At 56.4% G+C, this 26578-nt stretch carries 23 protein-coding genes; 10 read left to right on the forward strand and 13 right to left on the reverse strand.

What is annotated here, in order from left to right; all coding sequences use genetic code 11:
* Nucleotides 1-9 precede the first annotated feature (9 nt).
* Genes AC2D8V_RS13280 through AC2D8V_RS13295 form a run of 4 tightly spaced genes read right to left on the reverse strand, consistent with a single transcriptional unit; the run spans nucleotide 10 to nucleotide 1564 of the window.
* A complete protein-coding gene (locus AC2D8V_RS13280; RefSeq protein WP_484734056.1) occupies nucleotides 10-435 on the reverse strand; it encodes a protein tyrosine phosphatase family protein in 426 nt (141 codons plus the stop codon).
* A gap of 9 nt (nucleotides 436-444) precedes the next feature.
* Entirely contained in the window at nucleotides 445-876 is a 432-nt protein-coding gene (locus AC2D8V_RS13285; protein ID WP_484734057.1) for a DUF6691 family protein, read from the reverse strand.
* Nucleotides 876-1298: a YeeE/YedE family protein gene (locus AC2D8V_RS13290; protein WP_484734058.1), complete on the reverse strand. Its 423-nt coding sequence runs from the start codon at nucleotides 1296-1298 to the stop codon at nucleotides 876-878. Before AC2D8V_RS13290 ends, AC2D8V_RS13285 begins: the two co-directional genes overlap by 1 nt.
* Before the next feature lie 41 nt (nucleotides 1299-1339).
* The gene (locus AC2D8V_RS13295; protein ID WP_484734059.1) at nucleotides 1340-1564 is read right to left on the reverse strand and encodes a hypothetical protein; all 225 of its coding nucleotides are present in this window, start codon (nucleotides 1562-1564) and stop codon (nucleotides 1340-1342) included.
* A 179-nt stretch (nucleotides 1565-1743) separates the two neighbouring features.
* Here AC2D8V_RS13295 and AC2D8V_RS13300 point away from each other — a divergent pair, with 179 nt between their 5' ends.
* Nucleotides 1744-2028 carry a DUF2312 domain-containing protein gene (locus AC2D8V_RS13300; RefSeq protein WP_484734060.1) on the forward strand — a complete coding sequence of 95 codons (285 nt, stop codon included), beginning with the start codon at nucleotides 1744-1746 and terminating at the stop codon, nucleotides 2026-2028.
* Nucleotides 2029-2031: 3 nt separating this feature from the next.
* Here AC2D8V_RS13300 and AC2D8V_RS13305 read toward each other — a convergent pair whose 3' ends face one another.
* On the reverse strand, nucleotides 2032-2931 hold the full coding sequence (locus AC2D8V_RS13305; protein WP_484734061.1) for a hydrogen peroxide-inducible genes activator: 900 nt from the start codon (nucleotides 2929-2931) through the stop codon (nucleotides 2032-2034).
* 258 nt (nucleotides 2932-3189) lie between these two features.
* Between AC2D8V_RS13305 and katG the strand changes: the two genes are divergently transcribed.
* Nucleotides 3190-5397 carry a catalase/peroxidase HPI gene (gene katG, locus AC2D8V_RS13310; RefSeq protein ID WP_484734062.1) on the forward strand — a complete coding sequence of 736 codons (2208 nt, stop codon included), beginning with the start codon at nucleotides 3190-3192 and terminating at the stop codon, nucleotides 5395-5397.
* 67 nt (nucleotides 5398-5464) lie between these two features.
* Here katG and AC2D8V_RS13315 read toward each other — a convergent pair whose 3' ends face one another.
* From AC2D8V_RS13315 to AC2D8V_RS13335, 5 genes are all read right to left on the reverse strand, one after another.
* Entirely contained in the window at nucleotides 5465-6445 is a 981-nt protein-coding gene (locus AC2D8V_RS13315; RefSeq protein WP_484734063.1) for a 2-dehydropantoate 2-reductase, read from the reverse strand.
* A 104-nt stretch (nucleotides 6446-6549) separates the two neighbouring features.
* Nucleotides 6550-8073: an acyl--CoA ligase gene (locus tag AC2D8V_RS13320; protein ID WP_484734064.1), complete on the reverse strand. Its 1524-nt coding sequence runs from the start codon at nucleotides 8071-8073 to the stop codon at nucleotides 6550-6552.
* 19 nt (nucleotides 8074-8092) lie between these two features.
* Entirely contained in the window at nucleotides 8093-9616 is a 1524-nt protein-coding gene (locus AC2D8V_RS13325; protein ID WP_484734065.1) for a tripartite tricarboxylate transporter permease, read from the reverse strand.
* A gap of 12 nt (nucleotides 9617-9628) precedes the next feature.
* Complete coding sequence (locus AC2D8V_RS13330; protein ID WP_484734066.1) at nucleotides 9629-10120, reverse strand: tripartite tricarboxylate transporter TctB family protein; 492 nt, start codon at nucleotides 10118-10120, stop codon at nucleotides 9629-9631.
* Nucleotides 10121-10201: 81 nt separating this feature from the next.
* Entirely contained in the window at nucleotides 10202-11179 is a 978-nt protein-coding gene (locus AC2D8V_RS13335) for a tripartite tricarboxylate transporter substrate binding protein (RefSeq protein ID WP_484734067.1), read from the reverse strand.
* 176 nt (nucleotides 11180-11355) lie between these two features.
* On the opposite strand from AC2D8V_RS13335, the gene AC2D8V_RS13340 reads away from it, so the two are divergent.
* The 3 genes from AC2D8V_RS13340 to AC2D8V_RS13350 all read left to right on the forward strand — a co-directional run bounded on the left by AC2D8V_RS13340 (nucleotide 11356) and on the right by AC2D8V_RS13350 (nucleotide 14713).
* A complete protein-coding gene (locus AC2D8V_RS13340; protein WP_484734068.1) occupies nucleotides 11356-12762 on the forward strand; it encodes a helix-turn-helix domain-containing protein in 1407 nt (468 codons plus the stop codon).
* 188 nt (nucleotides 12763-12950) lie between these two features.
* A complete protein-coding gene (locus AC2D8V_RS13345; protein WP_484734558.1) occupies nucleotides 12951-13853 on the forward strand; it encodes an NAD(P)-dependent oxidoreductase in 903 nt (300 codons plus the stop codon).
* Nucleotides 13850-14713, forward strand: a complete 864-nt coding sequence (locus tag AC2D8V_RS13350; RefSeq protein WP_484734069.1) for a sugar phosphate isomerase/epimerase family protein — start codon at nucleotides 13850-13852, stop codon at nucleotides 14711-14713. The genes AC2D8V_RS13345 and AC2D8V_RS13350 overlap by 4 nt, the downstream gene beginning before the upstream one ends.
* Nucleotides 14714-14760: 47 nt before the next feature.
* Here the strand turns inward: AC2D8V_RS13350 and AC2D8V_RS13355 are convergent, their stop codons facing one another.
* Nucleotides 14761-16974: an NADP-dependent isocitrate dehydrogenase gene (locus AC2D8V_RS13355; RefSeq protein ID WP_484734070.1), complete on the reverse strand. Its 2214-nt coding sequence runs from the start codon at nucleotides 16972-16974 to the stop codon at nucleotides 14761-14763.
* 370 nt (nucleotides 16975-17344) lie between these two features.
* Between AC2D8V_RS13355 and AC2D8V_RS13360 the strand changes: the two genes are divergently transcribed.
* A complete protein-coding gene (locus AC2D8V_RS13360; RefSeq protein ID WP_484734071.1) occupies nucleotides 17345-18745 on the forward strand; it encodes a selenium-binding protein SBP56-related protein in 1401 nt (466 codons plus the stop codon).
* Nucleotides 18746-18752: 7 nt separating this feature from the next.
* Nucleotides 18753-19421, forward strand: coding sequence for a hypothetical protein (locus AC2D8V_RS13365; protein WP_484734072.1), 669 nt, complete (start codon nucleotides 18753-18755; stop codon nucleotides 19419-19421).
* A 46-nt stretch (nucleotides 19422-19467) separates the two neighbouring features.
* Here the strand turns inward: AC2D8V_RS13365 and AC2D8V_RS13370 are convergent, their stop codons facing one another.
* A complete protein-coding gene (locus AC2D8V_RS13370; protein WP_484734073.1) occupies nucleotides 19468-20358 on the reverse strand; it encodes a UTP--glucose-1-phosphate uridylyltransferase in 891 nt (296 codons plus the stop codon).
* Between the two features lie 327 nt (nucleotides 20359-20685).
* Between AC2D8V_RS13370 and AC2D8V_RS13375 the strand changes: the two genes are divergently transcribed.
* The 3 genes from AC2D8V_RS13375 to ggpS are packed head-to-tail and all read left to right on the forward strand — an operon-like array spanning nucleotide 20686 to nucleotide 24102.
* Complete coding sequence (locus AC2D8V_RS13375) at nucleotides 20686-21828, forward strand: NAD(P)H-dependent glycerol-3-phosphate dehydrogenase (protein WP_484734074.1); 1143 nt, start codon at nucleotides 20686-20688, stop codon at nucleotides 21826-21828.
* Nucleotides 21825-22613, forward strand: coding sequence for an HAD-IIB family hydrolase (locus AC2D8V_RS13380; protein ID WP_484734075.1), 789 nt, complete (start codon nucleotides 21825-21827; stop codon nucleotides 22611-22613). The genes AC2D8V_RS13375 and AC2D8V_RS13380 overlap by 4 nt, the downstream gene beginning before the upstream one ends.
* A gap of 1 nt (nucleotide 22614) precedes the next feature.
* Nucleotides 22615-24102 (forward strand): glucosylglycerol-phosphate synthase, encoded by a 1488-nt coding sequence (gene ggpS, locus AC2D8V_RS13385; RefSeq protein WP_484734076.1) that lies wholly within the window; start codon nucleotides 22615-22617, stop codon nucleotides 24100-24102.
* Nucleotides 24103-24183: 81 nt separating this feature from the next.
* On the opposite strand, the gene gghA is transcribed toward ggpS, so the two are convergent.
* Entirely contained in the window at nucleotides 24184-26571 is a 2388-nt protein-coding gene (gene gghA, locus AC2D8V_RS13390) for a glucosylglycerol hydrolase (protein WP_484734077.1), read from the reverse strand.
* Between the last annotated feature and the right edge of the window lie 7 nt (nucleotides 26572-26578).

A 26578-nucleotide genomic window follows, 5' to 3' on the forward strand; every position in this document is an offset into this window, starting at 1 on the left:
CTTTATTAGTTAGCGTTTTGCGTTCGCTTGGAGGGTTGGACGCAGACCTTCAAGCTCGTAACCACCTGCGCGCGCGGCCGCAATAATTTCGTCGGCATCCATCTCGGTTGCAGACCCTAGTGCCCAAGCGATCGTCGTGCGGGTGCCTGAGGCACAATAGGCCAGAACCTTGCCGTCGCACCCGTCTATTATGGCTTTGTTTTGCGCGATGATCTCGGGTGTCATGCTCTGATGGGTGAGCGGCATTACGAAAAATTCAATACCAGCTTCTTGTGCGGCCACTTCCATCGCGGCGGCTTGGTGGCTTGGTGGTACCTCCATATCCGGTCGGTTACACAAAACGCGAACGAACCCCTCTTCGGCAAGCACAGGCATGTCCTGCGGCGAGATCTGCGGGGCGGCAAAAAAGCGGGGTGTGATCTGGCGGATATCCATAGCGCAGAGTTACGATACCACCGCTGGCCTGTCTAGTCGCCGACGAACCGGTGCGGCACACCACATGCCAGCCAGCATCGCGACCAAGAACACGATGCCCGAAACGCCTCCGAAGCTCAGGGATGCGAGGGCAGGGCCGGGGCACAGGCCGGCCAAACCCCATCCTGCACCGAATATAGCAGCGCCGCCGACCAAAGAAGGGTCAATGCGCGCTTCTGGTGCTGCTGGAAACTCGCCGCCACACAGTGGCGTGCGACGGGCGGTCATTCGCCACGCTATTGCCATCGGGACCAGTGCACCGCCCATGACAAAGGCAAGCGTCGGATCCCATGCGCCAAATATGTCCAGAAAACCTTGCACCTTTTGCGTGTCGGTCATGCCGGACACGATCAGTCCCACACCAAAAAACGCCCCTGTGATAAGGGCAATCACAAACCGCATTATCCCATCCCTCCGGTGGCACGCAGCACGGCAACAGTTCCAACACCGACCGCGATGAAAGTGCAGGTTGCGACGATGCCACGAACGCTGAGACGTGAAATGCCGCAAACCCCATGCCCGGAGGTGCAGCCGTTACCCAGACGCGTACCAAACCCGACCAGAAGGCCGGCTGCAATAAGCAACGGCAGGTTCTGAGTGGCCCGCGTTGAAAGCTCCAGATCAAAGAGCGCCAAAATCAACGCCGGGGTGCCAATAAGACCCGCCAGAAACGCCAGTCTTTCACCGCGAAATGAAGCGTGCCTTTCCAACAAGCCGCCGAGCAAGCCACTTGCGCCCATGATGCGCCCGTTTCCCAACAGGAAAATCGCGCCTGCCGTTCCGATCATCAATCCTCCTGCCAAACCAAGCAACCAGTCGTGCATGATCTACCCCTCGTCAAATGTGGCCCGGGATGGTGCACCGGTCAGCCAAAGAAAATCCCCAGAACCACGAGCATCAAGCCGATTACCGACAAAAACAAGGCGCCCAGGTTGAGCGGCAAGGCCTTTTGCAGCGTGGCCTTCAGTTCATCGTCTGATTGCGCCTGTTTGCGCGCACGCGCGACGAAGACAATGCACCAGATCAGCCCCGCAAGGCCTGCAAGCGACAAGAATACACCGCTCCAGATCAACAGATCAAAAATGCTCATGGTATGCTCCGTTACAGTGACTGTGGGCTACTGAATGCAGGGATCTTTTGCAAGCTCAAGCACGTGCAGCATTTGCTCCGGCAGAAGTAGAACCGCGCATGCAAAGCCGCTTGCAGCGGCAAGTTGGGAAAGGTAGGCAGGCGGCGTGTACCACCATACTCGCGCAAAGGGATGCCCGCATGACCGATACAGACATGACCGAAACCGTCCAAGCAGAAGGCGATGCCACCTATCGCGCCACCTCGGGCGAGTTGCGTCAGTTCGTTGAACGTATTGAGCGTTTGGATGCAGAGAAAAAAGACATCGCCGAGCAACAAAAAGAAGTCATGGCAGAAGCCAAGGCGCGCGGATACGACACCAAGGTGCTGCGCAAGGTAATTGCGTTGCGCAAACGGGACGCAGACGAGATCGCTGAAGAAGAAGCCGTTCTGGAAATGTACAAAGAAGCGCTGGGCATGTCCTGACGTTCAGTTTGCGGGGGCTGTCGCGGTTTGTCGCACCAGATCAGACACCTCGGTCAGCTGTGCGCCCATGACGCTGGAATTGCGCCAGATCATGCCAATTGTGCGGCGCGGCTGGACGCCACTAAATTTTGCGACGTCAACGTCGGCGGAGCGTGTTTCAACCGGAACTGCCATTTGGGGGATCAGTGTCACGCCGATGCCGGCACTTACCATTTGCACCAGTGTAGATAGAGAACTGCCTTCGAGACCTTCGGCTGGCAGGGATGCACGGATGTCACAAAAACTGAGCGCTTGATCGCGAAAACAATGCCCCTCTTCAAGCAAAAGTAACCGCATTTCGCGCAAGGCATCGGGGTCAGGTACCGGCTTGTCTGCGTCCGCCCGTGGGCGAACCAGTACAAAGGTCTCATCAAAAAGCGCCACCTCTTTGAGGCTGCTTTCCGATACGGGCAAAGCGACGATCGCCGCGTCGAGCCGTCCATCCTTTAACTCCGCGATCAGCTTCTCTGTCAGCGTTTCTCGCACGTGCAAATCAAGCCCGGGGTACTTTTGGGCCAAGCCGCCGATCAGCGCCGGCAGCAGATATGGGGCGATGGTCGGGATCACGCCAAGGCGCAACCGGCCCATCACGCCGTCGCGTGCCGTTGTTGCCAATTCCTGCAACTCGTCAACTGATCGCAAAATCTCCCTTGTCCGCACCACAAAAGCTTCGCCGAACGCTGTCGGCCTGACCTGACGCGCGCTGCGCTCAAACAGGCGCAGGCCCAAGGAAGCCTCCAATTCTTTGATCTGCATAGATAGTGCGGGTTGAGATATTGCACTGGCCTCAGCAGCTTGTCCAAAGTGACCATGCCGCGCCAGCGCATCGACATAACGAAGCTGTTTCAAGGTGATATTGGTCATAAGAAAAAACTATCGTTTCAATCAGAAAATACAACTAAAACTAATTGCTCGAATCAGTTAGAACAATTCTAGAAACAGGAGAGGGCCAGTGTCCGTTATTGGCCAACCTTGCTCGGGAGGAACTGCACATTCGAGCGTCTGATGGCCGTCTCACGCCGCAGTCGATACCAAATGCTTCAGTTGGAAAGGGTCCGTGCGCAAGCCCGCCATCGCTGCAAATCCTCACAGTTATTCACCTCACGCTTATCGGAGAAACCCATGGACGGAAACGACGTTGAAAACCAAAGCAAATGCCCAGTGATGCATGGCGCACAACCTCATGGTTCGGTTGGGACAAGCGCCAACCAGCGCTGGTGGCCCAATCAGCTTAACCTGAAAGTCCTCGCGCAGAACTCGCCAATGGCCGACCCCATGGGCGAAGATTTCGATTACCGTGAAGAATTCAAAACGCTGGATCTGAAAGCGCTCAAGCAGGACCTGCATGCGCTGATGACAGACAGCCAGGATTGGTGGCCAGCCGATTATGGTCACTATGGCCCTTTCTTCATTCGGATGGCGTGGCATGCTGCCGGCACCTACCGGATCGGTGACGGGCGTGGCGGCGCGGGTTCCGGTTCGCAACGCTTTGCGCCGCTGAACAGCTGGCCGGACAACGCGAACCTTGATAAAGCGCGTCAGTTGCTGTGGCCGATCAAACAGAAATACGGTCGCAAGATTTCATGGGCGGACCTCTTGGTGTTGACCGGTAACGTCGCGCTGGAATCCATGGGTTTCGAAACAGCTGGTTTTGCCGGAGGTCGCGCCGACATCTGGGAACCCGAAGAAGACATCTACTGGGGCCCTGAGGGTGAATGGCTGGCAGATGAACGTTATAGCGGCGATCGTGAGTTGGAAGGTCACTTGGGCGCCGTCCAGATGGGTCTCATTTATGTAAACCCAGAAGGTCCCAACGGCACACCCGACCCTCTGGCGTCTGCGCGTGATATTCGCGAAACCTTTGGCCGTATGGCAATGAACGACGAAGAAACCGTCGCACTCATCGCGGGTGGGCATACTTTCGGCAAGGGCCACGGTGCTGCTGATCCGGAGAAATACGTAGGTCCGGAGCCCGAAGGTGAAGGACTGGAAGCCATGGGCCGCGGGTGGCTCAGCACATATGAGAGCGGCAAGGGTGTCCACACCATTACATCCGGTCTGGAAGGCGCGTGGACGACCAACCCGATCGCCTGGGACAACAACTACTTCGAAAACCTGTTCAATTACGATTGGGAAAAGACCAAAAGCCCGGCAGGTGCAACGCAGTGGAAACCTGTCAACGCTGAAGCGGATGGCACAGTACCGGATGCCCATGATCCAAACAAACGCCACGCACCGGTGATGTTCACGTCTGACCTCGCGCTCAAGATGGACCCGATCTATCACGACATCTCAAAGCGGTTTTACGAAAACCCGGCAGAGTTTGCCGACGCTTTTGCCAAAGCGTGGTACAAGCTGACACACCGCGACATGGGCCCGCACGTGCGCGGTCTTGGCGCGGAAGTTCCGGCAGAGGCGTTTATCTGGCAAGATCCTGTGCCAGCGGTCGATCACGCTCTTGTTGATGATGCTGACATTGCCGAGCTGAAAAGCAAACTGCTTGGGTGCGGGTTGTCAGTTGCGCAACTGGTCACAACGGCTTGGGCTTCGGCGGCGACCTATCGCGGTACGGATATGCGCGGCGGCGCAAACGGTGCACGCATCCGTTTGGCACCTCAGAAGGACTGGGAAGTCAATCAGCCATCCCAGCTTGCAGATGCCTTGTCGAAACTCGAAGCGGTGCAAACAGCGTTCAACGATGCGCAGTCGGGGGGCAAGAAAGTCTCTCTGGCCGATGTCATCGTGTTGGGCGGCACCGCGGCGGTTGAAGCAGCGGCGAAAGCGGCAGGCCACGACCTAACGGTGCCTTTCACGCCGGGTCGCACGGATGCGACGGAAGAACAAACCGATGCAGACAGCTTTGACGTGCTCGAGCCGCGTTCGGACGGTTTCCGCAATTATCACGCGGAAGGGCAGGCACGCTCGGCACCTGAAATGTTGATCGAGAAAGCCTGCTTGATGACACTGACCGCGCCTGAATTGACGGTTCTTGTCGGTGGCATGCGCGCGCTCGGCGCGAATGCAGATGGAAGTGCACACGGCGTATTTACGGACGCACCGGGCACGCTGACCAACGAGTTTTTCGTCAATCTGCTGGATCAGCAGACTGAATGGAAAGCGACTGGTAACGGCGTGTATGAAGGGCGTGATCTGAGCAGTGGCGCGATCAAAGGCACCGCGACGGCTGTCGATCTGCTCTTTGGCTCGAACTCTCAGTTGCGGGCAATTTCCGAAGTCTATGGCGCGTCCGACGCATCGTCGAAATTTGTCACGGATTTTGTCGCCGCATGGTCGAAAGTGATGGATCTTGACCGGTTCGATATGGCGTAACGAGCATTAATGAAAAGACAAAGCGCAGCGCTGAGAAGTGCTGCGCTTTTTTCGTGCCGGATCGGTGTCAGCCGTCGTAAAGACCTGCAACCCGCGCGCGCAACTTGGTCAGGGCCAAGACGGTATCGATTGTTGGTGTTGCGGTTTCCGTCAAAACCCCCAGTTCCTGAACCGACCCCAAAAGCGCGTCGATCTCCATTGGGCGGCCTGCTTCGAGGTCTTGCAGCATCGAAGTACGGTGCGCGCCCACTGCCGCGCCACCATCAATGCGCCGGTCGACATCAATCGGAAACTTCACACCGAGTCTTTCGGCAACTGTCTGTGCTTCGACCATCATATTGCGGGCAACCGCCCGTGTGCCGGGATCCGTGCACAGCACGTCCAACGTGGCAGTGGTGAGGGACGAGATCGGGTTGAACGATAGGTTCCCCCAGAGTTTGACCCAAATTTCATCGCGTAACCTTGGGCGCACCGGCGCTTTTAGTCCGGCTGCCCCCAACGCCTTTGAAAGTGCCATGGCCCGTTCTGATTTTGAACCGTCTGGCTCTCCCAGTGAAAACCGGTTGCCCTCGATATGCTTGATGACGCCGGGTTCTGAAACTTCGGCGGCAGGGTAGACGACGCAGCCAAGAACACGGTCCGGGCCAAAACCATTCCATTGCGCATGGCCCGGATCGACCGTTTCCAGTCGTGTTCCTTCGAGGGGACCATTAAGCTTGTGGAAGTACCACCACGGCACACCGTTTACGCCGCTGACGATCGTAGTGTCTGGCCCGATAAGTGGCTGCATCTTTGACACCACGGGCGGCACAGAATGCGCTTTCAGCGTGACGATGACGTAGTCCTGCACGCCAAGATCGGAGGGATCGTCAGAGGCTGTGACAGCTACTGTGTGCCTCTCGCCTTCCTCAATCAGTGTGAGCCCGTTTGCTTTCATGGCAGCCAGATGTGGGCCGCGGGCCACAAGGCTGACGTCTGCGCCTGCCTGCGCCAGTTTCACGCCCATGTAGCCGCCAATAGCGCCTGCGCCAAAAATACAGATCTTCATGCTGGTCGTCCTTCAATACCTGTCGTTCCGACGGGTCATGTATATTGCATCGCCCGTTGCTTTTGTACGCAAGGGGCAGTCAGGGAGGGGGCTGGGCCCAGCGGTCAGGCCGTTTCTACAAGGCCCAGCTTTTCCGCCATGCCAATCCGCTGCATCTTGCCGGTGGCTCCTTTGGGAATTTCGTCAAGAATGATTATTTTGCGCGGCACTTTGAAATCGGCGACGCGCGTTGCGGCGAATTCGCGGATTTCACGCTCGGTAGCTTCGGATTTCAACACAACAGCCGCGGCCACTTCCTCGCCCAGTTTCGGGTGTGGCAGTGCAAACGTAACCACCTGCGCGACCGCCGGATGATCCAGCAAAACGTCATCCACTTCGAGCGGGCTAATCTTTTCGCCACCACGGTTGATGATTTCCTTCAACCGCCCTGTCAGCCGCAAGTACCCTTCGTCATCAAAGGCACCCTGATCGCCGGTCCTGAACCAGCGGGCTCCATCCGCCTCAAAGAAACTCTTGGCGTTGGCCTCCGGGTTGCCTTCGTAACCGGGGGTTACATTTGGCCCGGAAATCACCACTTCGCCCGTACCTTCAACCAGGCGGTCTTCGATTTCATGTGCGATGCGCACTTTTGGCCCCGCTTCAACGCCAACTGCACCAGGTTTCTGAGCACGCGGCGGTAGCGGGTTCGATGCCATCTGGTGCGCAGCCTCGGTCATCCCGTAGCCTTCGACCACCGGCGCACTAAAGGTCTCGCTCAATGCTTCCATGACGACGGCAGGCAGCGATGCCGATGAAGACCGCAGGAACCGCAGCGGTACCTCCTTGATCGTGTCGGCGTTACGACTGGCGCGGGTCAGGATCGCCTGATGCATGGTTGGCACAGCGGTGTACCAAGTGGGTCGCGCCTCTTTCATCCAGCCGAAGAACTTCATCGCGTCAAATCCCGGTGCGCACCAAACTGATGCGCCCGCGGCCAAAGACGCAGAAACCGCGGCCACCAGCCCGTGAATGTGAAAGAGCGGCATAACGTTCATACAGCGGTCCGCCGGTGTCAGGTCCAACGACACACGAATATGCTCAGCAGATGCCGCGACGTTTGATTGCAACAAAGGCACGATCTTGGGGCGAGAAGTCGTACCCGATGTATGCAGGATGAGGGCGACGTCATCGGCAGTCGGTGCAGTTGTGTCTGCTGTCCCCTGTGTATCGCTGCTCAGCGTAAAATATCCCGCTGCTGACCCTTCCGGAACAGACAGACGGATCAGCGCGATACCTGCCTTTTGCGCTGCAGCGACAGCAGGCCCGTCATCGCCTTCTTTCACAACAAGCGCTTTTGCCTTCAAGTCTCCGAGGTAAAAGTCATATTCTTCCTCGCGGTACGCCGGGTTGAGCGGTGCCGTGGTCGCAACTTGTGCAATGGTCACAAATGCTGCGGCCATCTGAGGCCCGTTTGGGAGGACGATCGCCACCCGATCCCCGCGTCCGACCCCGAAACTGTTCAGCGCGCTGCGCACTTCTTCTGTCAGGCTGCGCAGGCCGCCATATGTAAGAAATTCAGCGCCCGGCGCGCCAAAGGCGATTGCCTCGGCGTCGTGCGCGGCAAGCAGGTCGGAAACCTTCGTATGCATGGATCGTGTCCTTGGTTATTTATTCGGCCGGTTCGCGAAGCTCGGGGCCGCGCGCCGGTTTCTTGAGGTATTTCATCAGTGGCATCAAGAAAAACACCACGCTTATGCCGATAAAGGTAGCGGACAATGGCCGTTCGACAAATGCCATAACGTCTCCTTGCTCCGCGATAAGCGTCTGACGGAAGCTTTTTTCCATCAACGGGCCCAGAACGAGCGCCAGAACCAGCGGTGCCATCGGGTAGTCGGCTTTCCGCAAAAGATATCCGACGACGCCAAAGCCTGCGATTAGCCACACATCGTGCATCTTCTGGCTCGGCGCATAGCCGCCAACGATGCAAAGGACGATAACAAGGGCGCATAAGACGGTAAACGGCATGCGCAAAGCCCAAACAAAGATCGGGATCAGTGCCAGATTGATAAGTACCGCCGCGACATTTGCCGTGTAGAGCGAAGAGATCAATCCCCAGACGAAATCCGGCTGTTCGATAAACAGCATCGGGCCGGGGACCAATCCCCACATTACCATCCCACCAAGCAAAAGGGCCGTCGTCGGGGAGCCCGGAATACCCAAGGTCAGCATTGGCAGCAAAGATCCGGTTGATGCTGCATTGTTTGCAGTTTCGGGCGATGCCACCCCTTCAATATTGCCCTTGCCAAAGGTTTCGGGATTTTTCGACATCAGTTTTGACAGGCCATACGACATCAGCGCGGCGGGTGTTGCGCCAGCAGCCGGCAGCATCCCAACGAAAAACCCGATAAACGACCCGAAGGACAGCGTTTTCCAAAGTTTGCTAACCTCTTTCAGGCCCAGCCACAGTTCCTTGATGGTCAGTTTGGCAGGGGTGATTGAGGGCGCGCTTTTGGACGTTTCAATGGTGTGCAGTATCTCCCCGATACCGTAGATTCCGATCGCGAGTACCAAAAAGCTTATGCCAGAGTAAAAACCAGGTTGATCGAAGAAGATCAGGCGCGGTTGACCCGAGATCAGGTCGAGCCCAACCGTCGACAGGGCCAGACCAAGACAAATCATGATGATCGTTTTGAGAACGTCGTCCCCGCCGAGACCTACAAAAGTCGTGAAGGCAAGCAAGACCAGCGCAAACTCTTCCGCCGGCCCGAAAGCCAGAGCGATATCCGCAAGAGGTACTGCAAACAGGGTGAACAGAATGACGGAGACAGTCCCCCCCACAAAGGAGGCGGTCGCTGCAGCAATCAATGCAAGGCCGGCCTTGCCCTGTTGCGCCATCGGTCTGCCGTCAAACGTGGTTGCGACGGCTGTCGAAGCGCCGGGTATGCCAAGAAGGATCGAACTGATCGCACCGCCATACATCGCCCCGTAGTAGATTGCTGCCAGCAGGATAATGGCGGAGGAAGGAGGTACGATAAATGTCATCGGCAGGACGATGGCAACACCGTTGACAGAACCAAGTCCCGGCATCGCGCCGATAAACAGGCCGGCAGTCACACCCAGAATGACGATCATAAGGTTGAGAGGGGACAGCGAGGTCGCAAAGCCGTCCGAGAGATGTGCAATCAGATCCATCGACGACGTCCCTTAGAAAAATGCCGCGTAAAGCGGGATGAAGAGCGCCTCGGTCACGCCTTTTGGCAGCAGGATCTTCAGCGTGACTTCGAAAAAGAAAAAGACAAATACAGGTGTCGCGATGACCAACGAGGCGGTCAGCGTCCAGCTGTGCCCACCGAATATGCGCAAGTACCACACCAAAAACAACGGCAGCGCGATATACGCGCCAAGCAAAGGGATCATCGCGATGGTGGCCACAACCGCGATCGACACGCTCAGGACAGAACGTATGGTTTCGGGGTCAAAAAACGGCCCTTGCTCCGTGTGCGGCCCGCGACAGCTGCGCCACAAGATGGCACCAGCGGCACAGAACATGATCGCCGAGAGCCAGAATGGGAAAGCACCCCCGCCAGGTCCGCCGGTCATACCGTTCCATCCGATTGGCAGCGCCATGGCGTGCCACATAAAATACAACGACATCAGCATGATGGATGCCGCGATCACACGATCTGCAGTCAGCATTGCCCGTCTCTCACTTAAAGGAAATTCATGCACGCAGGGCGATTGGCACGCCCCACGCTGTTTCATGACCGATCTGTAAGATCAGGACCCTTCGTTGGACGATCCCAGCAGGTCCGCGTGCTTGGCGCGTTCGTCAAGGAAATATGTCTGCAGTTCGTCCCCTGTGAGGAAGTCGGCCATGAGCGCCTTTTCCTGCGTGTACGTCTGCCACTCTTCCGATGCGTTCAGCTTTTCGAACATCTCGGTGTAATAAGCCACCGCTTCCGGAGCCATGCCCTTTGGTGCCACAAACGAACGCTGCATCCAGTAGACCAGATCGTGACCCAGTTCGCCCATTGTGGGTGTATCAGGGAAAACTTCGATCCGCTCGGGTGTGAAGGCCGCAATGGGGCGAACTTTTCCAGCATTGTAAAACCCGAGTGCTTCGGACGGGTTGTTCACCGAACTGTCGATGTGACCGCCGACGAGATTCTTGGCCACGTCTCCGCCCCCTTTGAAGGGCACATATGTCACCTGAATGCCGAACTCGTTCTCAAGCATGGATGTGACGAGGCTGTCTTCCTGACCGGTGCCTGTTCCGCCCATTTTCCACGTGCCGCCTGACGCTTTTACCGCTTCGACGTAATCGTCCAGTGTCTTGATGTCACTGTCTGCGTTCACCCAAAGTACAAATGTGTCCAATGCCATCCGGGCCACAGGGGTAAATTCCTCGATGTCGACGCCAATGTCAGTGCGCAATGGTGTGGTATAATAGCTGTTCAGCGTTGCCATGATCACATGGTTCTCGCCCTCTTTGTCCTTCAGGTAACGCAGTGCCTCGGCACCAGAACCACCGCCTTTGTTGATTGGCATGACAGGCATATTCGCCAGCTTTTCCTTTTGAATGATCGACTGGAAAAGACGGGCCAAACGATCTGCGCCGCCGCCTTGGCCGGCCATAATGACCATTTCCACCGGTTTAGTCGGTTTCCAGTCACCCGCGACTGCGGGCAACGCTGTCATCATGGCTGCGGTTGCTGCGAGGCCCAAAGCGACCCGGCGTGTAAAGTTGTTAGTCATGTAGCATCCTCCCTAGGAACATCGGGCAGAAAAACCCGTATAATTGTTGCCGGATGGCGCACACACCCTCACAACCTGACCGAACAGCTAGGGCAGGAGTAATAAAATTTCACGAAAATTAGGGTATGCGTGTTAATTGTTGCTTTTACAGAAAAAATATTTGTAAATTTGTAAACATGGAGAAAACACTTATCGGTCCTCAGCTAAGGCAACTGCGCAACTCGTTTAACCACACGCAGGTGGAAATGGCGCGTCAGCTGGGAGTATCGCCCGCTTATGTGAACCTGCTGGAAAACAATCAGCGCAGCTTGTCGGTTAAAGTCTTGATGGCATTGACGGAAAGTTACGGAGTTGACTGGCGTAGCTTGGTTAAGGACAGCGAGATAACCCAGCTTGCCGATCTGCGAAGCGCTGTGCGCGATCCGATCTTTTCCAGCGATATACCTGACCTGCATGAACTTCGCGGGGCCGCCGATCATGCACCAAAGCTCGTTGATTTGTTTCTCCAGCTATACCAGCACCACGGCAAATTGCGTGAAAATTTGCGCAATATAACGCATGCGGGTGCGTCGGTAGATATGCTCGCCAAGTCACCGGAAACGGCAATCTACGATTATTTTCGCAACCACTCGAACTATTTTGACGCGCTGGAACAGGCTGCCGAAGCCGGGCGCGCCGCTGTTGGTGGTACCCAAGACGACATTTATGGTAGTCTCAAACGTCATCTGAAAAATGCCTACGGCATCGACGCAGAGGTTGTCGCCTTGGAAGAGATGCCTGAAACACTGCGCATTTTCGATGCAGACGCATGCCGGGTGCGATTGTCTGAAGCGCTTGACCAGATCAACCGAAACTTTCAGCTCGCGCACGTTCTGGGCCTGGTGAGCTGCGGTAGCCTGCTCGAAGCGCTTGTGGCGGACGCCGAAATTTCCTCTGAAGCGGGCATGGCGCGCTGTCGTGTAGAACTGGCGAATTATTTCGCCGCTGCATTCTTGATGCCCTATGACCGGATTCTCGCCAGCGCCCGCGCGAGCGCATATGACATCGACCGCATTGCGCTCAGTTTCGGCGTCTCATTTGAACAGGCGGCCCAGCGTCTGACCACTTTGCAGCGCAAGGGCGCTCAAGGGGTGCCGTTCTTCTTTTTGCGCATCGACAAGTCGGGCAATGTGACCAAGCGTTTTAATGCGACCTCTTTTACCTTGGCAGAGCAGGGGGGCGCATGCCCGGTATGGAATATTCACGGGGCGTTTTCGGTCCCAGGCAGGATCGTGCCTCAGTTCGTCGAGCTGCCGGATGCAGGACAGTTTTTTACCATCAGCCGGACCACTGATCGCCCTGTATTCAGCCGCCATTCGCCGGATCGCAAGCTTGTCGTGACCCTTGGTTGTGAACGCTCGCATGTGCGCGATATCGGATACGCCAACCCGTTTAACCTCGATGACAGTACTGCCATCGCGAAAATTGGGATCAACTGTCATATTTGCCCGCGGCAAGCCTGCTCGGAACGGGCGCATGAACCGTTGCACGTGAACTTGCCGCTAGATGCGAACCGGCGCGGATCCACCCGCTACGAAAGCTGATATCGCAATTTAGAGATTGCCGCCTGCGCTTCGTGGGCGCTAGGCTGGGTATACGTAACCGGGCAGAGGGTGTCTTTTGGACGCGCCCGACGTCGCATGCACCGCGACGCGTGAAACCCCACCATGGCAACTGCGCAAGACGCGCAATGTGAGGACGCACTGGTGCGACAAGGGAGGATATATTGAAAATGATGAAAGCAGGCGTGATCGGCATCGGCGACATGGGAAGCGGTTTGGCTAAGAACCTTTTGGCCGCCGGTTTCCAAGTCACAGGGCGGGACATAAAATCTGACAGGATGGCAGCCTTTGAGGCGATGGGAGGGCAACCCGCACAAAGTACCGCAGCAGTTGGCACCTTTGCCGATGCGGTTTTTGTCATGGTCATGACTGGGGCCGAAGCGCGTAGCGTCATTTTGGGCCCCGACGGTCTTGTCGCAAATATGAAACCCGGCGCGGCAATTCTTCTTACCGCTACAATCAAGCCGCATGAGGCAGAAGCGATTGGCGCTGAGATGGCTGAGAGCGGCATTGCGCTGATCGATACGCCTGTTTCTGGCGGGTACCCCGGCGCGCAATCCGGCACGCTGACCATGATGGCGGCAGCACCTGATGCAATTCTTGATCAGTATGCACCGGTAATGCAGGCCGTTTCGGCGAATATTCATCGCGTCGGCAGCACGCCGGGCGCGGGTCAGACCGTCAAGGCCTGCCTGCAATCGCTTATCGGTGCGCAATTCTCCGCAACTTTCGAAGCGGCTGCGCTCGCGGCCAAAGCTGGGGTGCCGGGGCAGGTGCTGCTGGACGTGTTCTCGACATCCTCTGCAGGGTGCGGCGTGGTGAACAACGCGCTGGAAAAGATCATCGACCGGCAGTTCGAGGGAACCGGCAGTCACATCAATACGATGCACAAAGATCTGACGATTTCGATGAACTTGGGCGAGCAGCTCGGCGTGCCCCTGCACACCGCCGCTGCGGCCATGCAGATTTTTCATGCCGGGCGCAGCAAGTATCCGGATGGCGATAACTGGGTGTGCACGCGCGTGATCGAAGAAATCGTTGGCGCGCAACTTCACCGGGTCAAGCCGTCATGAAGCTGGGTGTTATCTGTGACGGCATCAGCCGGGATCTCGCGCATGCGATTGACGTCATGGACGCGTTTTCGCTCACGCATGCAGAGCTGCAATTTGTTGGTGACAAAGAGGTCGGGGATCACACGGCGCAGGAAATCCGTGATATGGATCATTTGCTTCGGGCCCGAGGTAAGCCGGTCTCATGCCTCTCGCGCCACATCTTTGCGGGTCTCACAGGAAGCAACCAGCCCGGAGATGCGCAGCACCGAACACACATGGAGGCATTGCGCCGGGTGATCGATATGGCCCATGTCGTAGGCGCACCCTTGGTGAGGATCATGACCTCAAAAAAAGAGCAGATATTGTGGGGGCACAACGGTGCTGAAAAATGGAACGTGGCGCATGGCGCATGGGACAAGGCGCTGACGCTGATCGCGCCGGCGTTGGACGTTGCACGTGATGCCGGCATAACGCTTGTTGTCGAAACCGGTAACGGGACAATGGTGAATTCAAGCTACACGGCGCGCAAACTGATCGATGATCTGGATGCGCTGGACGTGCTGAAGGTTTTGTGGGATCCGGCCAACAACTGCTGGTGCCACGAAGTCGCATGGCCGGACGGGTACGATGTGCTGCGCGGTGGCTACCTTGGACATATCCATATCAAGGACGTCATTGTTGATACGCCGCGTGCCACGCTGACCGTTACGCCTTTGGGCGAAGGGCAACTGGCCAAATCCTACGAGGATATTGCGCAGGCTCTAAAGTCCGACGGGTACGATGGGGCGATTTCACTGGAAAGTGTTTATCACCCCGGCAACGGTGACTTTGAATCTGGTTTCCGGCAATGCGTGGGGCCGTTCACGAAGCTTTTTGCCTGATACCGGAAAGAGACCCGGCGCAGCCTGTTGCCGCGCCGGGAAGCCGCTTAGTCGATGATGTCATTCAGCGTCTGGGAGGGCCGCATGACCTGAGCCGTCTTGTCGTCATTGGTGTGGTAATAGCCACCTGTGTCCACCGGGCTGCCCTGTACTGCGGCAAAGTCGGCGACAACCTTATCCTCGTTTTCGGCCAGCGCTTTGGCAATCGGGGCAAAATACGCAGCCAACTCGGCGTCGTCTGTTTGCTCGGCCAGTGCCTGAGCCCAATAGAGCGCAAAATAGTAATGGCTGTCGCGATTGTCGGGCTGTCCGACACGACGGCTGGGGGAGCGGTCATTATCCAGAACCCCTTGGGTCGCGGCATCAACGGCCTTGCCCAGAACGCGCGCTTTCTCGTTGCCGCGTGCATCCGCAAGGAATTTCAGGCTTTCGCCAAGCGCACAGAACTCGCCAAGGCTATCCCAGCGCAAATGGTTCTCTTCCATCAGCTGCTGGACGTGCTTGGGGGCCGATCCGCCGGCACCAGTTTCAAACAGACCTCCGCCTTGCATCAGCTTTACGATGGACAGCATTTTGGCCGATGTGCCGAGTTCGAGGATCGGAAACAAATCCGTCAGGTAGTCACGCAGCACGTTGCCGGTAACGGCAATTGACGTTGCCCCTGTGCGGATCGTTTCGAGCGTGACGCGAGTAGCCTCGCGCGGCGACATGATCTGAAACTTGTCAGCCACGCCCTTGGCTTCGAGGATCGGCTTTACGTATGCAATCAGCTCGGCGTCGTGTGCCCGTGTTTCATCAAGCCAGAAAATCGCCTGACAACCTTCAGCGCGCTGACGGTCAATGGCCAGTTGCGCCCAGTCTTCAATCGGTGCTTTGCGTGTTGACGCGGAGCGCCAGATATCGCCGGCCTCGACCTCATGCGTGTGCAATACATCGCCATTCGCCGCGATCATGCGCACCGTGCCGGCGGACTCCATCTCGAAGGTTGTCGGGTGGGAGCCGTACTCTTCGGCCTTTTGCGCCATCAGGCCGATGTTTTGTACAGTGCCGGATGTGGTCGGGTCGAGCGCACCGGTCTGCTTGAAGTAGTTGATCGATTCCTCATAAACCGGCGCATAAGAGCTGTCGGGAATGACGCAGTTGCTGTCTGCTTCTTTTCCATCCGGGCCCCAGCCCTTGCCGCCAGCCCGGATCAAAGCAGGCATTGAGGCGTCGATAATCACGTCCGAGGGAACGTGCAGGTTCGAGATGCCCTTGTCGGAATTGACCATATACATGGGCGGACGTTCGGCCATGGTCTTTTCAATGTCTGCCATGATTTCAGCATTGCCTGAAACGCGATCAAGCAGGTCACCAAGCCCTGAATTCGGGTTAACACCGAGCGCCGACATTTCGTCGCCCCATACGTCGAAAACAGGTTTGAGATACGCTTTGACCGCGTGTCCGAAGATAATCGGATCGGACACTTTCATCATCGTCGCTTTCATGTGCAGCGAAAATAGTGTCCCGGCTTCTTTCGTTGCCGCGATCTGGTCCAGCAAAAATGCGCTTAGCGCAGACGCGGACATAAAGGTAGCATCCACGACCGTACCGTCAGGGAAGTCGACGCCGTCTTTCAGCACTGTAACAGAGCCATCGGCTGCAACGTGCTCGATGCGGGCGGGTCCTGCCTGTGCTTCGCTCAGGGTCACGGAAGTTTCATTCGACCTGAAGTCGTTGGCGCCCATCGTGCTGACAACGGTTTTGCTGTCAGAGGACCATGTGCCCATCGAATGCGGATTGGATTGGGCAAATTTTTTCACGGCGGCGGCGGCGCGACGGTCGGAATTGCCTTCCCGCAAGACAGGGTTGACCGCCGAGCCCTTGATCGCGTCGTAGCGCGCGCGCACGTCTTTTTCTTCGTCGGTGGAGGGGCTTTCCGGGTAGTCGGGCAGATCGTACCCTTGTCCCTGCAACTCCTTGACTGCTGCAACAAGCTGCGGCACCGAGGCCGAGATGTTCGGCAGCTTGATCACGTTCGCTTCCGGTGTTTTTACCAGTTTTCCCAAGGCAGCAAGGTCATCCGGTTGCCGCTGAGCGTCGGTCAGCTTTTCGGGGAAGGCGGCAATGATCCGCCCGGCCAGCGAAATGTCTTTCTCGCCAACCGACACCCCTGCGGCTGCGGCAAAACGCCGAATGATCGGAAGCAAGGAAGCGGAGGCCAACTGCGGCGCTTCGTCGACTTTTGTGTAGATGATGTCAGGAGAATTGCTATCGGTCATGTCTGTGCCTTTCTTGCCAGTTGCCCTGTCACTATCGCGTCATACAACAAAGGTCTACCATGGTATACAAACTGCGGCGATTGGCCCGACCAAACGCTTTTTCTTTGCGATACAGGTGCAATTGTTCAGGGTGAATTTCGGATTAGGGAAATTGTTTTCCCTATGCTACCGTCCGCTCATGCGCCGTTTCGACCATACCAATTTCCGGCTCAAAATGGCTGCTTCTTTGCAGGCAGGCTGGCAATTACGAGCGCGCATGACTGCAGGACAATCCAAATGGCACCAGTACACAAGTGTCCAAAAGCGGTGTCCGATGGCCGTGCCGTAATTTCCGCGTTGCACGGTGTTCGTTTCAACAAGGAGGAAAGAAATGAACCTTAGGCCAGATCCGACGTTTCACGCGTCACCAAAGCTTGCGATGCAAGCACCGGTCGAGAACTACGCATTCACCGTGATGCTGAGCCCCGATGCGTCGCAACCTGATGGCATTGCGGTCATTGACCTGAATCCGAAATCTGACAAATACGGGCAGATTGTGCATCAGGTAATCATGCCGAACAAAGGCGATGAGTTCCATCACTTTGGCTGGAACGCGTGCTCATCTTCATTGTCACCATTGTCTGGTCACGCTTTTCTCGAACGTCGATACCTGATCGTGCCGGGCATCCGGTCTTCGCGCGTGTATATCATCGACGTAAAAGAACCCTTGGAAGCCAAAATCCACAAGGTCATTGAACCTGAGGAAATTTTTGAAAAAACCGGGTATTCGCGTCCGCACACAATCCACTGCGGACCCGAAGGCATCTACGTTTCCACCCTTGGCGGCGGCGGCGAAGATGGCACCGATGGCCCTCCCGGGATATTCATTCTGGACTGTGAAACCTTCGATATCGTCGGGCGTTACGAAATAGACCGCGGAGAGCAGGACAAACACTATGACTTTTGGTGGAACCTTCCACAGGATTACATGGTCAGTTCTGAATGGGCCCTGCCGCCACAGTTTGAAAACGGCATCGTCGCCGAGGACCTGCTGAGCAACAAGTACGGGCACAAAATCCATTTCTGGGATTTGCGCGCGCGCAAGAATATCCAGACCATCGATCTGGGAGAGAACCACCAGATGGCGCTGGAAATTCGCCCCGCGCACGATCCGACCAAATCCTATGGTTTCTGTGGTGTCGTTGTCGACACAACCAACCTGCAAGGTTCTATCTTTACGTGGTGGCGCGATGACGACGGCAAGTGGCAGGCGAAAAAGACCATCACGATTGATCCGGTTCCTGCTGATCCGGATGATCTGCCTGACTTGCTAAAAGGCTTCTCGGCAGTTCCGCCACTGGTAACAGACATCGATCTCAGTCTGGATGACAAATACCTCTACGTGGCGTGCTGGGGGTTGGGCGAAATGCACCAGTATGACGTATCTGACCCGATGAATCCTGTTCTCGCTGGCAAGGTGGAGATTGGCGGAATTGTCGCCGACACAAAACACCCAAGCGGTGGCGATTTTGCTTTCGGTCCGCAAATGGTCGAAGTCAGCCGTGACGGCAAACGGGTCTATTGGACCAACTCTCTCTATTCAACGTGGGATGACCAGTTCTACCCCAACGATGAGGGTGGTCAGATGGTAATGGCCCGCGTTGGAGATGACGGGAGCTTTGCTCTGGATCCCGATTTCTACATCGATTTCCCTAAAGGGTATCGCAGCCACCAGATCCGGCTTGAGGGAGGAGACTGTTCCACCGACAGTTTCTGTTATCCTTCAGTCTGACACCTGAATGGACGATGCATTGTCAGTGACGGCCCTTTGGTGGGCCGTCATTTTTTCGGGCTTCTATCATGGTGTAAACCCCGGCATGGGGTGGCCTCTTGCAGTGTCGGCGGCTCTGATGACGCAAAAACGCCGCGATCTTTGGCGTGCGTTGGGGCTATTGTCGGCAGGGCATCTATTGGCGATGTTGGCAATTCTATTGCCGTTCTCCATTATGATTTTCCTGGTGGATTGGGAAAAGCACATCCGCATCGGTGCAGGTCTGCTGGTTATGGCGATGGGGATGTATCTGCTGATCAATCCCAGACACCCACGCTATCTTGCGCGCGTGCACCCCGCAAGGTTGGCGCTCTGGTCCTTTCTGGCGGCAGTCGCGCATGGGGCGGGGTTGATGCTGGTGCCGATCTACTTGGGTATCTGCGCCATAGGCGAGAACGAGGGGGGGCATGCCGCTGCTGAAACACTGATGAGCGGCAATGTGCCGATCGCACTGGCTGTTGCTTTTGCCCATACTGCTGCCATGACGATGGCGGGGGGGATCATCGCCGTCGTGATCTATCACTGGCTGGGGCTAAAGTTTCTGTCCAAAACCTGGTTCAATCTTGATCGGGTTTGGGCAATCAGCCTCGTCCTGGTAGGGGCATTGGGCATCTATATGGCTTTCACAGGCCATTAGAGCGGATGCTAAATATAATCTCTTACAACATGTTATGCGGCAAGGTTCATGCAGCACGTGAGGGTGGGGCGACGCCTGCGAATTCAGCTATGACCTCAGCATATTCGGGATCATCCGCCGCAAGACTCAGCGTCGCGCGTAGCATTCCTGATTTGGAGCCGCAATCGAAACGGGTGCCGGAAAAACGCCATCCGCTCAGTCCAATGCGCGGCGTGCTTGCGGCAATCGCGTCGGTCAGTTGGATTTCGCCACCAGCGCCGGGTGTTTGAGCGGACAGGTCAGAGAAAATAGATCCGTCAAGCACGTATCTTCCGACTACGGCCTCGCGCGAGGGGGCATTTTCGGTGCTGGGCTTTTCGACCATGCCGCGCGCAGTCAACAGGTTGCCGGATTGCCCGGTGACATCCAAAATGCCATACTTTTTAGTATCTTCCGGTGCGACCGTCATAGTCGCTACCATATGTCCGGCGTCTTGTGCGCTGTAGGCCTCGATCATTTCGGCAATGCAGCTGCCGCCGATAATTAGATCATCCGGCAGGATAACAGCCACCGCGCCGGGTAGAGCGAATTCTTTGGCACATAAAACAGCGTGGCCCAGACCGAGCGGTTCGTGTTGCATCGTGAAAACCGCGTCGTCCTCTTCTTCGCACAGTGCAGCTTCTTTCAGCTTTGCGGCAATCCGCTCTTTGCCCTTGTCGCGAAGTTGCCGGCGCAAACGCACGTCGTCCATGACATGCCGTTCGATCGCGGATTTGCTCGGGTGGCTGACAAAGACCATCCGTTCAATGCCTGCAGCCTGCACTTCATCGATGGCATATTGGATCAGCGGCGTGTCGATTACTGGCAAAAGCTCTTTCGGCATTGCTTTGGTTGCTGGCAAAAACCGTGTCCCCATACCTGCGACTGGGAAGATGGCTGTACGAACCGATGATGTCATTACGTGGACTCCTGTTTGCCTGCTGCACTGCAGAACCTAGGTCGCTTGGTGGGAGAAGTCAAAAAACGACATTTTGGTGTCGCTAAAAGATTATTTGACGCCTAATTGGGCGTCGATGCGATTAAAAATTATGCAAATGCAGCGTTCGGGAACCGTTCGTCGGAGGTGCGCGTTATCACATTGACGCATTTCGCGTGTGCAGCATTGACGACAGGAGAGAGGCCGCCATTCTTAACACATCGATAAACACGTAGTGCGAAATCTTCTTCGTCTGCCGGCTCCTTTTCAGCCGCTCCCACGTTTGTTTTCACGTTTCCAGAGGTCCGAATGAAACACACACCAGTCAACGGCGCGCTCGTTCCCATTTTTGCCAAGAAATACGACCGTGTCGCCGTGATTGGCGCGGGTTCTTGGGGGACGGCGCTTGCGGCTATTCTGGCATCCTCGGGGGTTCAGGTGAATCTTTGGGGGCGGCGCACATATGTAGTAGACGAGATCAACACGTCTCAGTGCAACAATTCTTATCTGCCTGACGTGCCGCTGCCAGTGTCTTTGAGAGCTTTTGCAGATTTGGATGCTGCATTGGAAAACGTGCAGGCAGCCCTGATCGTCGTGCCCTCACGCAGCATTCGTGCGGTAGCGCGCCGGATGTCATCGTCTATCCCGGATGCAATTCCTGTGGCGGTCTGCGCAAAGGGCATTGAGGAAAACAGCGGCCTGCTGATGACGCAAGTCGCCGAAGAAGAATTGCCCGGACACCCAGTCGGATGCGTTTCCGGTCCGACCTTTGCCCGAGAAGCAGCACTGGGCCACCCGACCGCTGCAACAGTCGCTTTCCCGTTTGCCTACGCGGACCGTCTGAAACCGGCGGAAAGCTTTGCCGCCCAACTAGCGGTGTCCCTCACGACCGAGAGCTTTCGTGCATATGTGTCGGACGATTTGGTCGGTGTCGAGATCGGGGGCGCCCTGAAAAACGTCATTGCGATTGCGTGCGGTATGATGACTGGCGCTGGATTTGCCGAGAATACCCGCGCCGCTTTGATTACCCGTGGCGTTGACGAAATGAAGGCGCTCGCCGAAGCGCTTGGTGGCCGCCGCGAAACAGTAACCGGACTTTCGGGAATAGGTGATCTGTCTTTGACCTGTTCCAGCAGCACGTCGCGCAATATGTCGCTCGGCCTGCAACTGGGGCAGGGCACCGCACGGAAAGACTGTTTCGATGGTGCGCCAGTGGTCGTCGAAGGCGAGGCAAACGCCAAATCTGTGACCGACCTTGCGCGCACGGTGGGCGTAGCGCTTCCAATTTGTGAAACCGTGCGGGCGATCTTGCACGATGACCAAGATCTGGGGACAGCATTTGCTGCGCTCTGGGCGCGACCGATCGAGGCTGAGCCGCGCACAATGGATCTTGAATTCAGCCACCCCGCAACTGACCAAGCGATAGCAACACTTGCAGAAAGGATATCATGACCCGGCACGAAAAATTTGCGACCCCTACAATCTCAGAGAAGGAATTTGTCCTAGCGACGGACCTGGACGGTACGTTTCTTGGAGGCTCGGATGAAGACCGCGCCCGCTTTTACAAATGGATTGAGACGAATCGTGATCGTATCGGGCTGATATTCGTGACCGGTCGGGATCCTGGTCATGTCAGCCATTTAACCCGCAAGGAGGGCGTGCCGCGCCCGGATTATGTGGTGGGTGATGTCGGCACGACGATTGCCAAGATGGGCGCTGATCACCTGCTGTCTCCGATCGACACTTTAGAGCAGCTCATTGCCGATAGTTGGGACAACGCCACAGCCATGGTTCAGGCAACCTTGCATCGATTTCCCGGACTGCGGTTGCAGTCCAGCGGCTTTCGGTACCGCATGAGCTACGATCTGGATCCAGCAACATTTGACCCGGAAGCCGTGACCGCGATCGAGAGCCTTGGTCTCGATGTGCTGGTGTCTGACAATCAGTATTTTGACGTCTTGCCAAAAGGCGTGAGCAAAGGGCCGTCGCTACTGCGCTTGCTGGACCATCTTGATATCGCGCATGGCCGCACCTTGGTGGCCGGCGATACGCTGAATGATCTGTCGATGCTACAGACCGGTCTGCCGGCAGTGGCGGTCGGTGGGTCGGAGCAAGCGCTGATCGATCAACTGGATGCCACCGATACAGTGTATCAGGCGAACGGTATCGGCGTTGCTGGCATCGCCGAGGCGATCATTCATCACCGGCTTTTCGGCCAGAACAGAAAGGCGGCGTAACATGGCCTCAGAACTTGTAATCGTTTATCACCGGCAACCCTATGAGGAAGTTGAGGAAAACGGCAAAATTGTTTTCAAGGAAAACAAGAGCCCGAACGGGATCGTGCCGACACTCAAAAGTTTCTTTGGCAGTGTCGATCATGGCGCATGGATCGCCTGGAAGCTGGCGGAAGACGTCGAGAACCCAGACTTTGAGCAGAAAGTTGAGATCAACGACGCCTACGGAGACTACTCGGTCTCCCGTTTGCCCTTGTCTGCTGATCAGGTGCGAGAGTTCTATCACATTACCTCCAAGGAGGCCTTTTGGCCGATCCTCCATGCATTCAAAGAACGGTACAATTATGACCCTGTGGACTGGGATAATTTCCGCGATGTGAACAAACGCTTTGCAGAAGCCGCTGCAGAAGAGGCAGCGCAGGGCGCGCTTGTTTGGGTGCATGACTATAACCTTTGGCTGGTGCCCGGATATCTGCGGGAAATGCGTCCAGATGTGCGCATCGCCTTTTTCCACCACACCCCGTTTCCGTCGGCCGACATTTTTAACGCGCTGCCGTGGCGCAAAGAAATCGTCAAAAGCCTCTTGGCCTGTGATGATGTCGGTTTTCATGTTCCGCGTTACGCCGCGAATTTCATTTCGGTGGCCCGCAGTCTTTTTGATGTGGACGTTTCGCATCCGGTCAAGGTGCCCGAGAAGTGGATCACAGAAGGCACCGCGCTGACCGAGCGGGTGATCTCAGAATATGTCACCTTTGACGGGCGCCAAGTGTCCGTTAGCGTGACGCCGGTCGGTGTTGACGTCGACTTTGTCGATGAACGGGCAAAATCCGAAGCGACCGCAGACCGCGCCCGTGAAATCCGCGGAGAAATGGGGGATGCGCAGCTTATCTTATCTGTCGGACGGACCGATTACACCAAAGGCGGTGTCCAACAGCTCGAAAGCTTCGAACGCGTGTTAGAGGCGAGTCCGGACCAACGCGGCAAGCTGCGTCTGATGCATGTCTCTGTCTCGGCCAATCGCAACATGGCGGCATATGGCGAAATCCAAAATGAGATTGAGCAGACAGTTGGCCGGATCAATGGCCGTTTCGGTACTCTGGACTGGCAGCCGGTAGCGCTCGTTTCGCGCGCGATCCCGTTTGAAGAATTGATTGCTTACTATCAGGCAGCAGACATTGCATGGATCACGCCGTTGGCGGATGGCATGAACCTTGTTTGCAAGGAGTTTGTCGCAGCACGCACTGATGGTGACGGTGTTCTTGTCCTTTCTGAGTTCGCCGGGGCCGCAGTCGAACTTGGGGATGCAGTCATCGCCAATCCGTTTTCGCATCGTTCGATGGATCGTGCGATCAGCGAGGCACTTGATATGTCAGAGGCGGAGCGTCGCTACCGCATGGAGCGGTTGCGCAAGGCGGTGGCGGAAACCGACGTGCGCAAGTGGCGCCCCGGTCGGTTAGACATACGGTCGCCGAAAGCTGATCGAGCCGCGTAAAGCCACGTCAATTTTCCGCAAGATAGAGAAGACGCAGCGGCTCGTTCAGAGCGCTGCGTTTTTTCGATACCCTTGGTGCCCTCAGCCTTTGGACAGAAACAGCAACGCGTCGGAATCCTTGAGCACGATCGGCCCGCCTGAGTAATCTCCTCCGATACCGGGGCTGCGCAGCGCAAGGTGCCAACTGTCACGCGGTGCGACGCCCCTTGGAAGGTAGTCAAGCGGATCGATCTGTCCGGTGTCGCCACCTTCCATATGGCACAGTGCGAACATGGCTTGACCGTCGGGCGCATGTCGCACCGAGGCAAACACCGTGCGCCCGTCAATAGGTTGAAGGTATGTGAAGCGATCTCGATCGGTGAAGTTGCGCCGTAGCCAAGGGTTCTCCTGCCGCAATTCGCGCAGCCGCCGCATGAAGCCGGTTTGCACCGGGTCCAGATGCGACAGTGAATCATAGACATTGCAGTACCCGTGCATGTCGTCCATCCAAGCGCGCGCAACTTCCTTGAGCTTTTGCACGGTGTATCTGGTTGGTCCCGCAAGTGGAGGTTCAACCGCGTTGAGCAAGCCGGCAATGGTATCAAGGTTGTAATCTGTCACCTCCACCAAGGCTGGCAGAAACTCGAAGAAGCGCGCGAGGTCTTCGCGGGTTTCGTACCCCAGCTCTTTGAGGCGCGTGAAATTTCCGGGTCGCGAATAACTGTATTCATCCACCTGCCATTTCAGGCTAATCGCCTCTTCGGCTACTACTTTGACACCGTATTTATCGTCCTGATTGCGGATAAAGCCCCAACTGGCGCGGGCTGTCGCATTTAAAAAGTCCATCGGGACACCAGGGAAGACGGCATAACTCAACATGGAAACAGCGGGATTGTCGTAAGCCTTGTCGAGAATTTCCATGCGTGTTTCGCCAAGTCGCGTGTTGATATTCAGCTTTGGGCTGACTTGTGTGCCGCGTCTGAGCGTATCGTGGTTGGCAGTTCCGGAAATCCAGTTTTCGCCGTGGTGCAAGACCTCTTGAATGCGCCAGTACTTGGACAGCCAGAAAGTATAGATAAAGGGTGTGTTGTGCGCAAAAGTCAGTGGGCCCCACTGAAATACATCTGCGTCGCGTTCTTTTTGATTTTCAGTGACCGCTCGGTAGGTCGAGCTGAGTTCCCAGTCTTCGTCGGGCCAGGGGCGGCCATCTTCAAAGACGAACCAAGGAAGGTAGTCGGTGCCGGCCACGTGCTGAACGAGGCTGCCCATTTCGTCCAGAAACTCGTCATCATGCTGCAGCGTCTGGCTGTGTGGATCCCACCATTTGAAATCCTGTGCGCCATCGACCCGAACGCCATCAGCGCCAAAATTTACTTTGCGGCGTTGCATTTCCAGCAAAATGGCCCGTACAAAAGGGTTTTTGTAATCGAGGTTCTGGCCATACATATTTGGGCCGGCAAAGTAGTGTGTATTCAAGGCGTTAAGGCCCTGATTGTCCGAGTGACCAAAGACGACGTCCAGAATCAACTTTTTCGGTTTGCCCGGAAAATTGTGCAAAACCGCGGCGAAATCCACCAGTTCATCCGGTCGCCCGGTTTCCAGCAACACCGGGTTTACGGTGCCCATCCCTGCAATAACAACGTCATAGCCCCAGTTTGTCGTATTGGGGCGCATGAGGCTGACAGTCAGCTTTTCTTGGTCATCTGTCTCACCCTCTTCTGTCCAAAAGGCAGGGCCCGCTTCGTAGACCGTGGTCGGTTCCACAGGCAGGGGCTGAACGGCATCGTAGCCAATAAATAACTCATCCTGCGGCTCAAGCGGCAATCCGCGTTCGACGCGCTCTGCGAGGCGCTGGAAACGACGCGTGAGGCTGGCAAGGGTGCCGGCGGCGGTAGAGGAAGGGATGTGCAACTGCAAGATGCTGACGGGAGGGGCAAACTTGTGAGGTTTTTCGCCCTTCAGCGCGTGGAAATATGCCTTGTCCTCGCGAGCCTCTTGCATTGCTGTCACGTCATAAACTTCTGCCGGAGCAAAAGCGCCATAGGGCAGGGACATGGCCAACGGGTCGAGAATGCGGTGAAATGCGCCTTCTGTGTCACGCCAAACCAGCGCGTAAAAGTCGCCCACACGATCCCTGTGCCCGGCCAAAACACCGCGAACCACGGAAAAAACAAAAGCGTCACAGCGGGTGACAGGCAGCAGTCTTCTTTCAAACTGCATCTCAGCATGCGCTTGGGTTATGTCCAATGCCTTTGTGGGGCGCAAAAGCTCTACAAAGATATCAGCATCCGAAACGTTGTTGTCCAACAACTCGGGCGCCCAGAAACCGAAACTGACGCTATCGCCATCGACATGTGCGCCAAGCCGCTTTGCGATTGCGCGCCCGGCATCGAATCGATCCTCCGAAATGGTCAGTTTCTCATCGCACCACGCGGCCAGAAGTTGGCTTTCGCTGGCGTCAAATTCGATGACTTGCTGTTGATTGAGCATAGAGTGG

It is taken from the genome of Roseobacter sp. YIN89 (genome assembly GCF_057219365.1).

What these genes read in the sequence shown, in the direction of transcription:
- AC2D8V_RS13280 (WP_484734056.1), bottom strand. Translation starts at nt 435, where the DNA reads ATGGATATCCGCCAGATCACACCCCGCTTTTTTGCCGCCCCGCAGATC.
- AC2D8V_RS13285 (WP_484734057.1), bottom strand. Translation starts at nt 876, where the DNA reads ATGCGGTTTGTGATTGCCCTTATCACAGGGGCGTTTTTTGGTGTGGGA.
- AC2D8V_RS13290 (WP_484734058.1), bottom strand. Translation starts at nt 1,298, where the DNA reads ATGCACGACTGGTTGCTTGGTTTGGCAGGAGGATTGATGATCGGAACG.
- AC2D8V_RS13295 (WP_484734059.1), bottom strand. Translation starts at nt 1,564, where the DNA reads ATGAGCATTTTTGATCTGTTGATCTGGAGCGGTGTATTCTTGTCGCTT.
- AC2D8V_RS13300 (WP_484734060.1), top strand. Translation starts at nt 1,744, where the DNA reads ATGACCGATACAGACATGACCGAAACCGTCCAAGCAGAAGGCGATGCC.
- AC2D8V_RS13305 (WP_484734061.1), bottom strand. Translation starts at nt 2,931, where the DNA reads ATGACCAATATCACCTTGAAACAGCTTCGTTATGTCGATGCGCTGGCG.
- katG (WP_484734062.1), top strand. Translation starts at nt 3,190, where the DNA reads ATGGACGGAAACGACGTTGAAAACCAAAGCAAATGCCCAGTGATGCAT.
- AC2D8V_RS13315 (WP_484734063.1), bottom strand. Translation starts at nt 6,445, where the DNA reads ATGAAGATCTGTATTTTTGGCGCAGGCGCTATTGGCGGCTACATGGGC.
- AC2D8V_RS13320 (WP_484734064.1), bottom strand. Translation starts at nt 8,073, where the DNA reads ATGCATACGAAGGTTTCCGACCTGCTTGCCGCGCACGACGCCGAGGCA.
- AC2D8V_RS13325 (WP_484734065.1), bottom strand. Translation starts at nt 9,616, where the DNA reads ATGGATCTGATTGCACATCTCTCGGACGGCTTTGCGACCTCGCTGTCC.
- AC2D8V_RS13330 (WP_484734066.1), bottom strand. Translation starts at nt 10,120, where the DNA reads ATGCTGACTGCAGATCGTGTGATCGCGGCATCCATCATGCTGATGTCG.
- AC2D8V_RS13335 (WP_484734067.1), bottom strand. Translation starts at nt 11,179, where the DNA reads ATGACTAACAACTTTACACGCCGGGTCGCTTTGGGCCTCGCAGCAACC.
- AC2D8V_RS13340 (WP_484734068.1), top strand. Translation starts at nt 11,356, where the DNA reads ATGGAGAAAACACTTATCGGTCCTCAGCTAAGGCAACTGCGCAACTCG.
- AC2D8V_RS13345 (WP_484734558.1), top strand. Translation starts at nt 12,951, where the DNA reads ATGATGAAAGCAGGCGTGATCGGCATCGGCGACATGGGAAGCGGTTTG.
- AC2D8V_RS13350 (WP_484734069.1), top strand. Translation starts at nt 13,850, where the DNA reads ATGAAGCTGGGTGTTATCTGTGACGGCATCAGCCGGGATCTCGCGCAT.
- AC2D8V_RS13355 (WP_484734070.1), bottom strand. Translation starts at nt 16,974, where the DNA reads ATGACCGATAGCAATTCTCCTGACATCATCTACACAAAAGTCGACGAA.
- AC2D8V_RS13360 (WP_484734071.1), top strand. Translation starts at nt 17,345, where the DNA reads ATGAACCTTAGGCCAGATCCGACGTTTCACGCGTCACCAAAGCTTGCG.
- AC2D8V_RS13365 (WP_484734072.1), top strand. Translation starts at nt 18,753, where the DNA reads ATGGACGATGCATTGTCAGTGACGGCCCTTTGGTGGGCCGTCATTTTT.
- AC2D8V_RS13370 (WP_484734073.1), bottom strand. Translation starts at nt 20,358, where the DNA reads ATGACATCATCGGTTCGTACAGCCATCTTCCCAGTCGCAGGTATGGGG.
- AC2D8V_RS13375 (WP_484734074.1), top strand. Translation starts at nt 20,686, where the DNA reads ATGAAACACACACCAGTCAACGGCGCGCTCGTTCCCATTTTTGCCAAG.
- AC2D8V_RS13380 (WP_484734075.1), top strand. Translation starts at nt 21,825, where the DNA reads ATGACCCGGCACGAAAAATTTGCGACCCCTACAATCTCAGAGAAGGAA.
- ggpS (WP_484734076.1), top strand. Translation starts at nt 22,615, where the DNA reads ATGGCCTCAGAACTTGTAATCGTTTATCACCGGCAACCCTATGAGGAA.
- gghA (WP_484734077.1), bottom strand. Translation starts at nt 26,571, where the DNA reads ATGCTCAATCAACAGCAAGTCATCGAATTTGACGCCAGCGAAAGCCAA.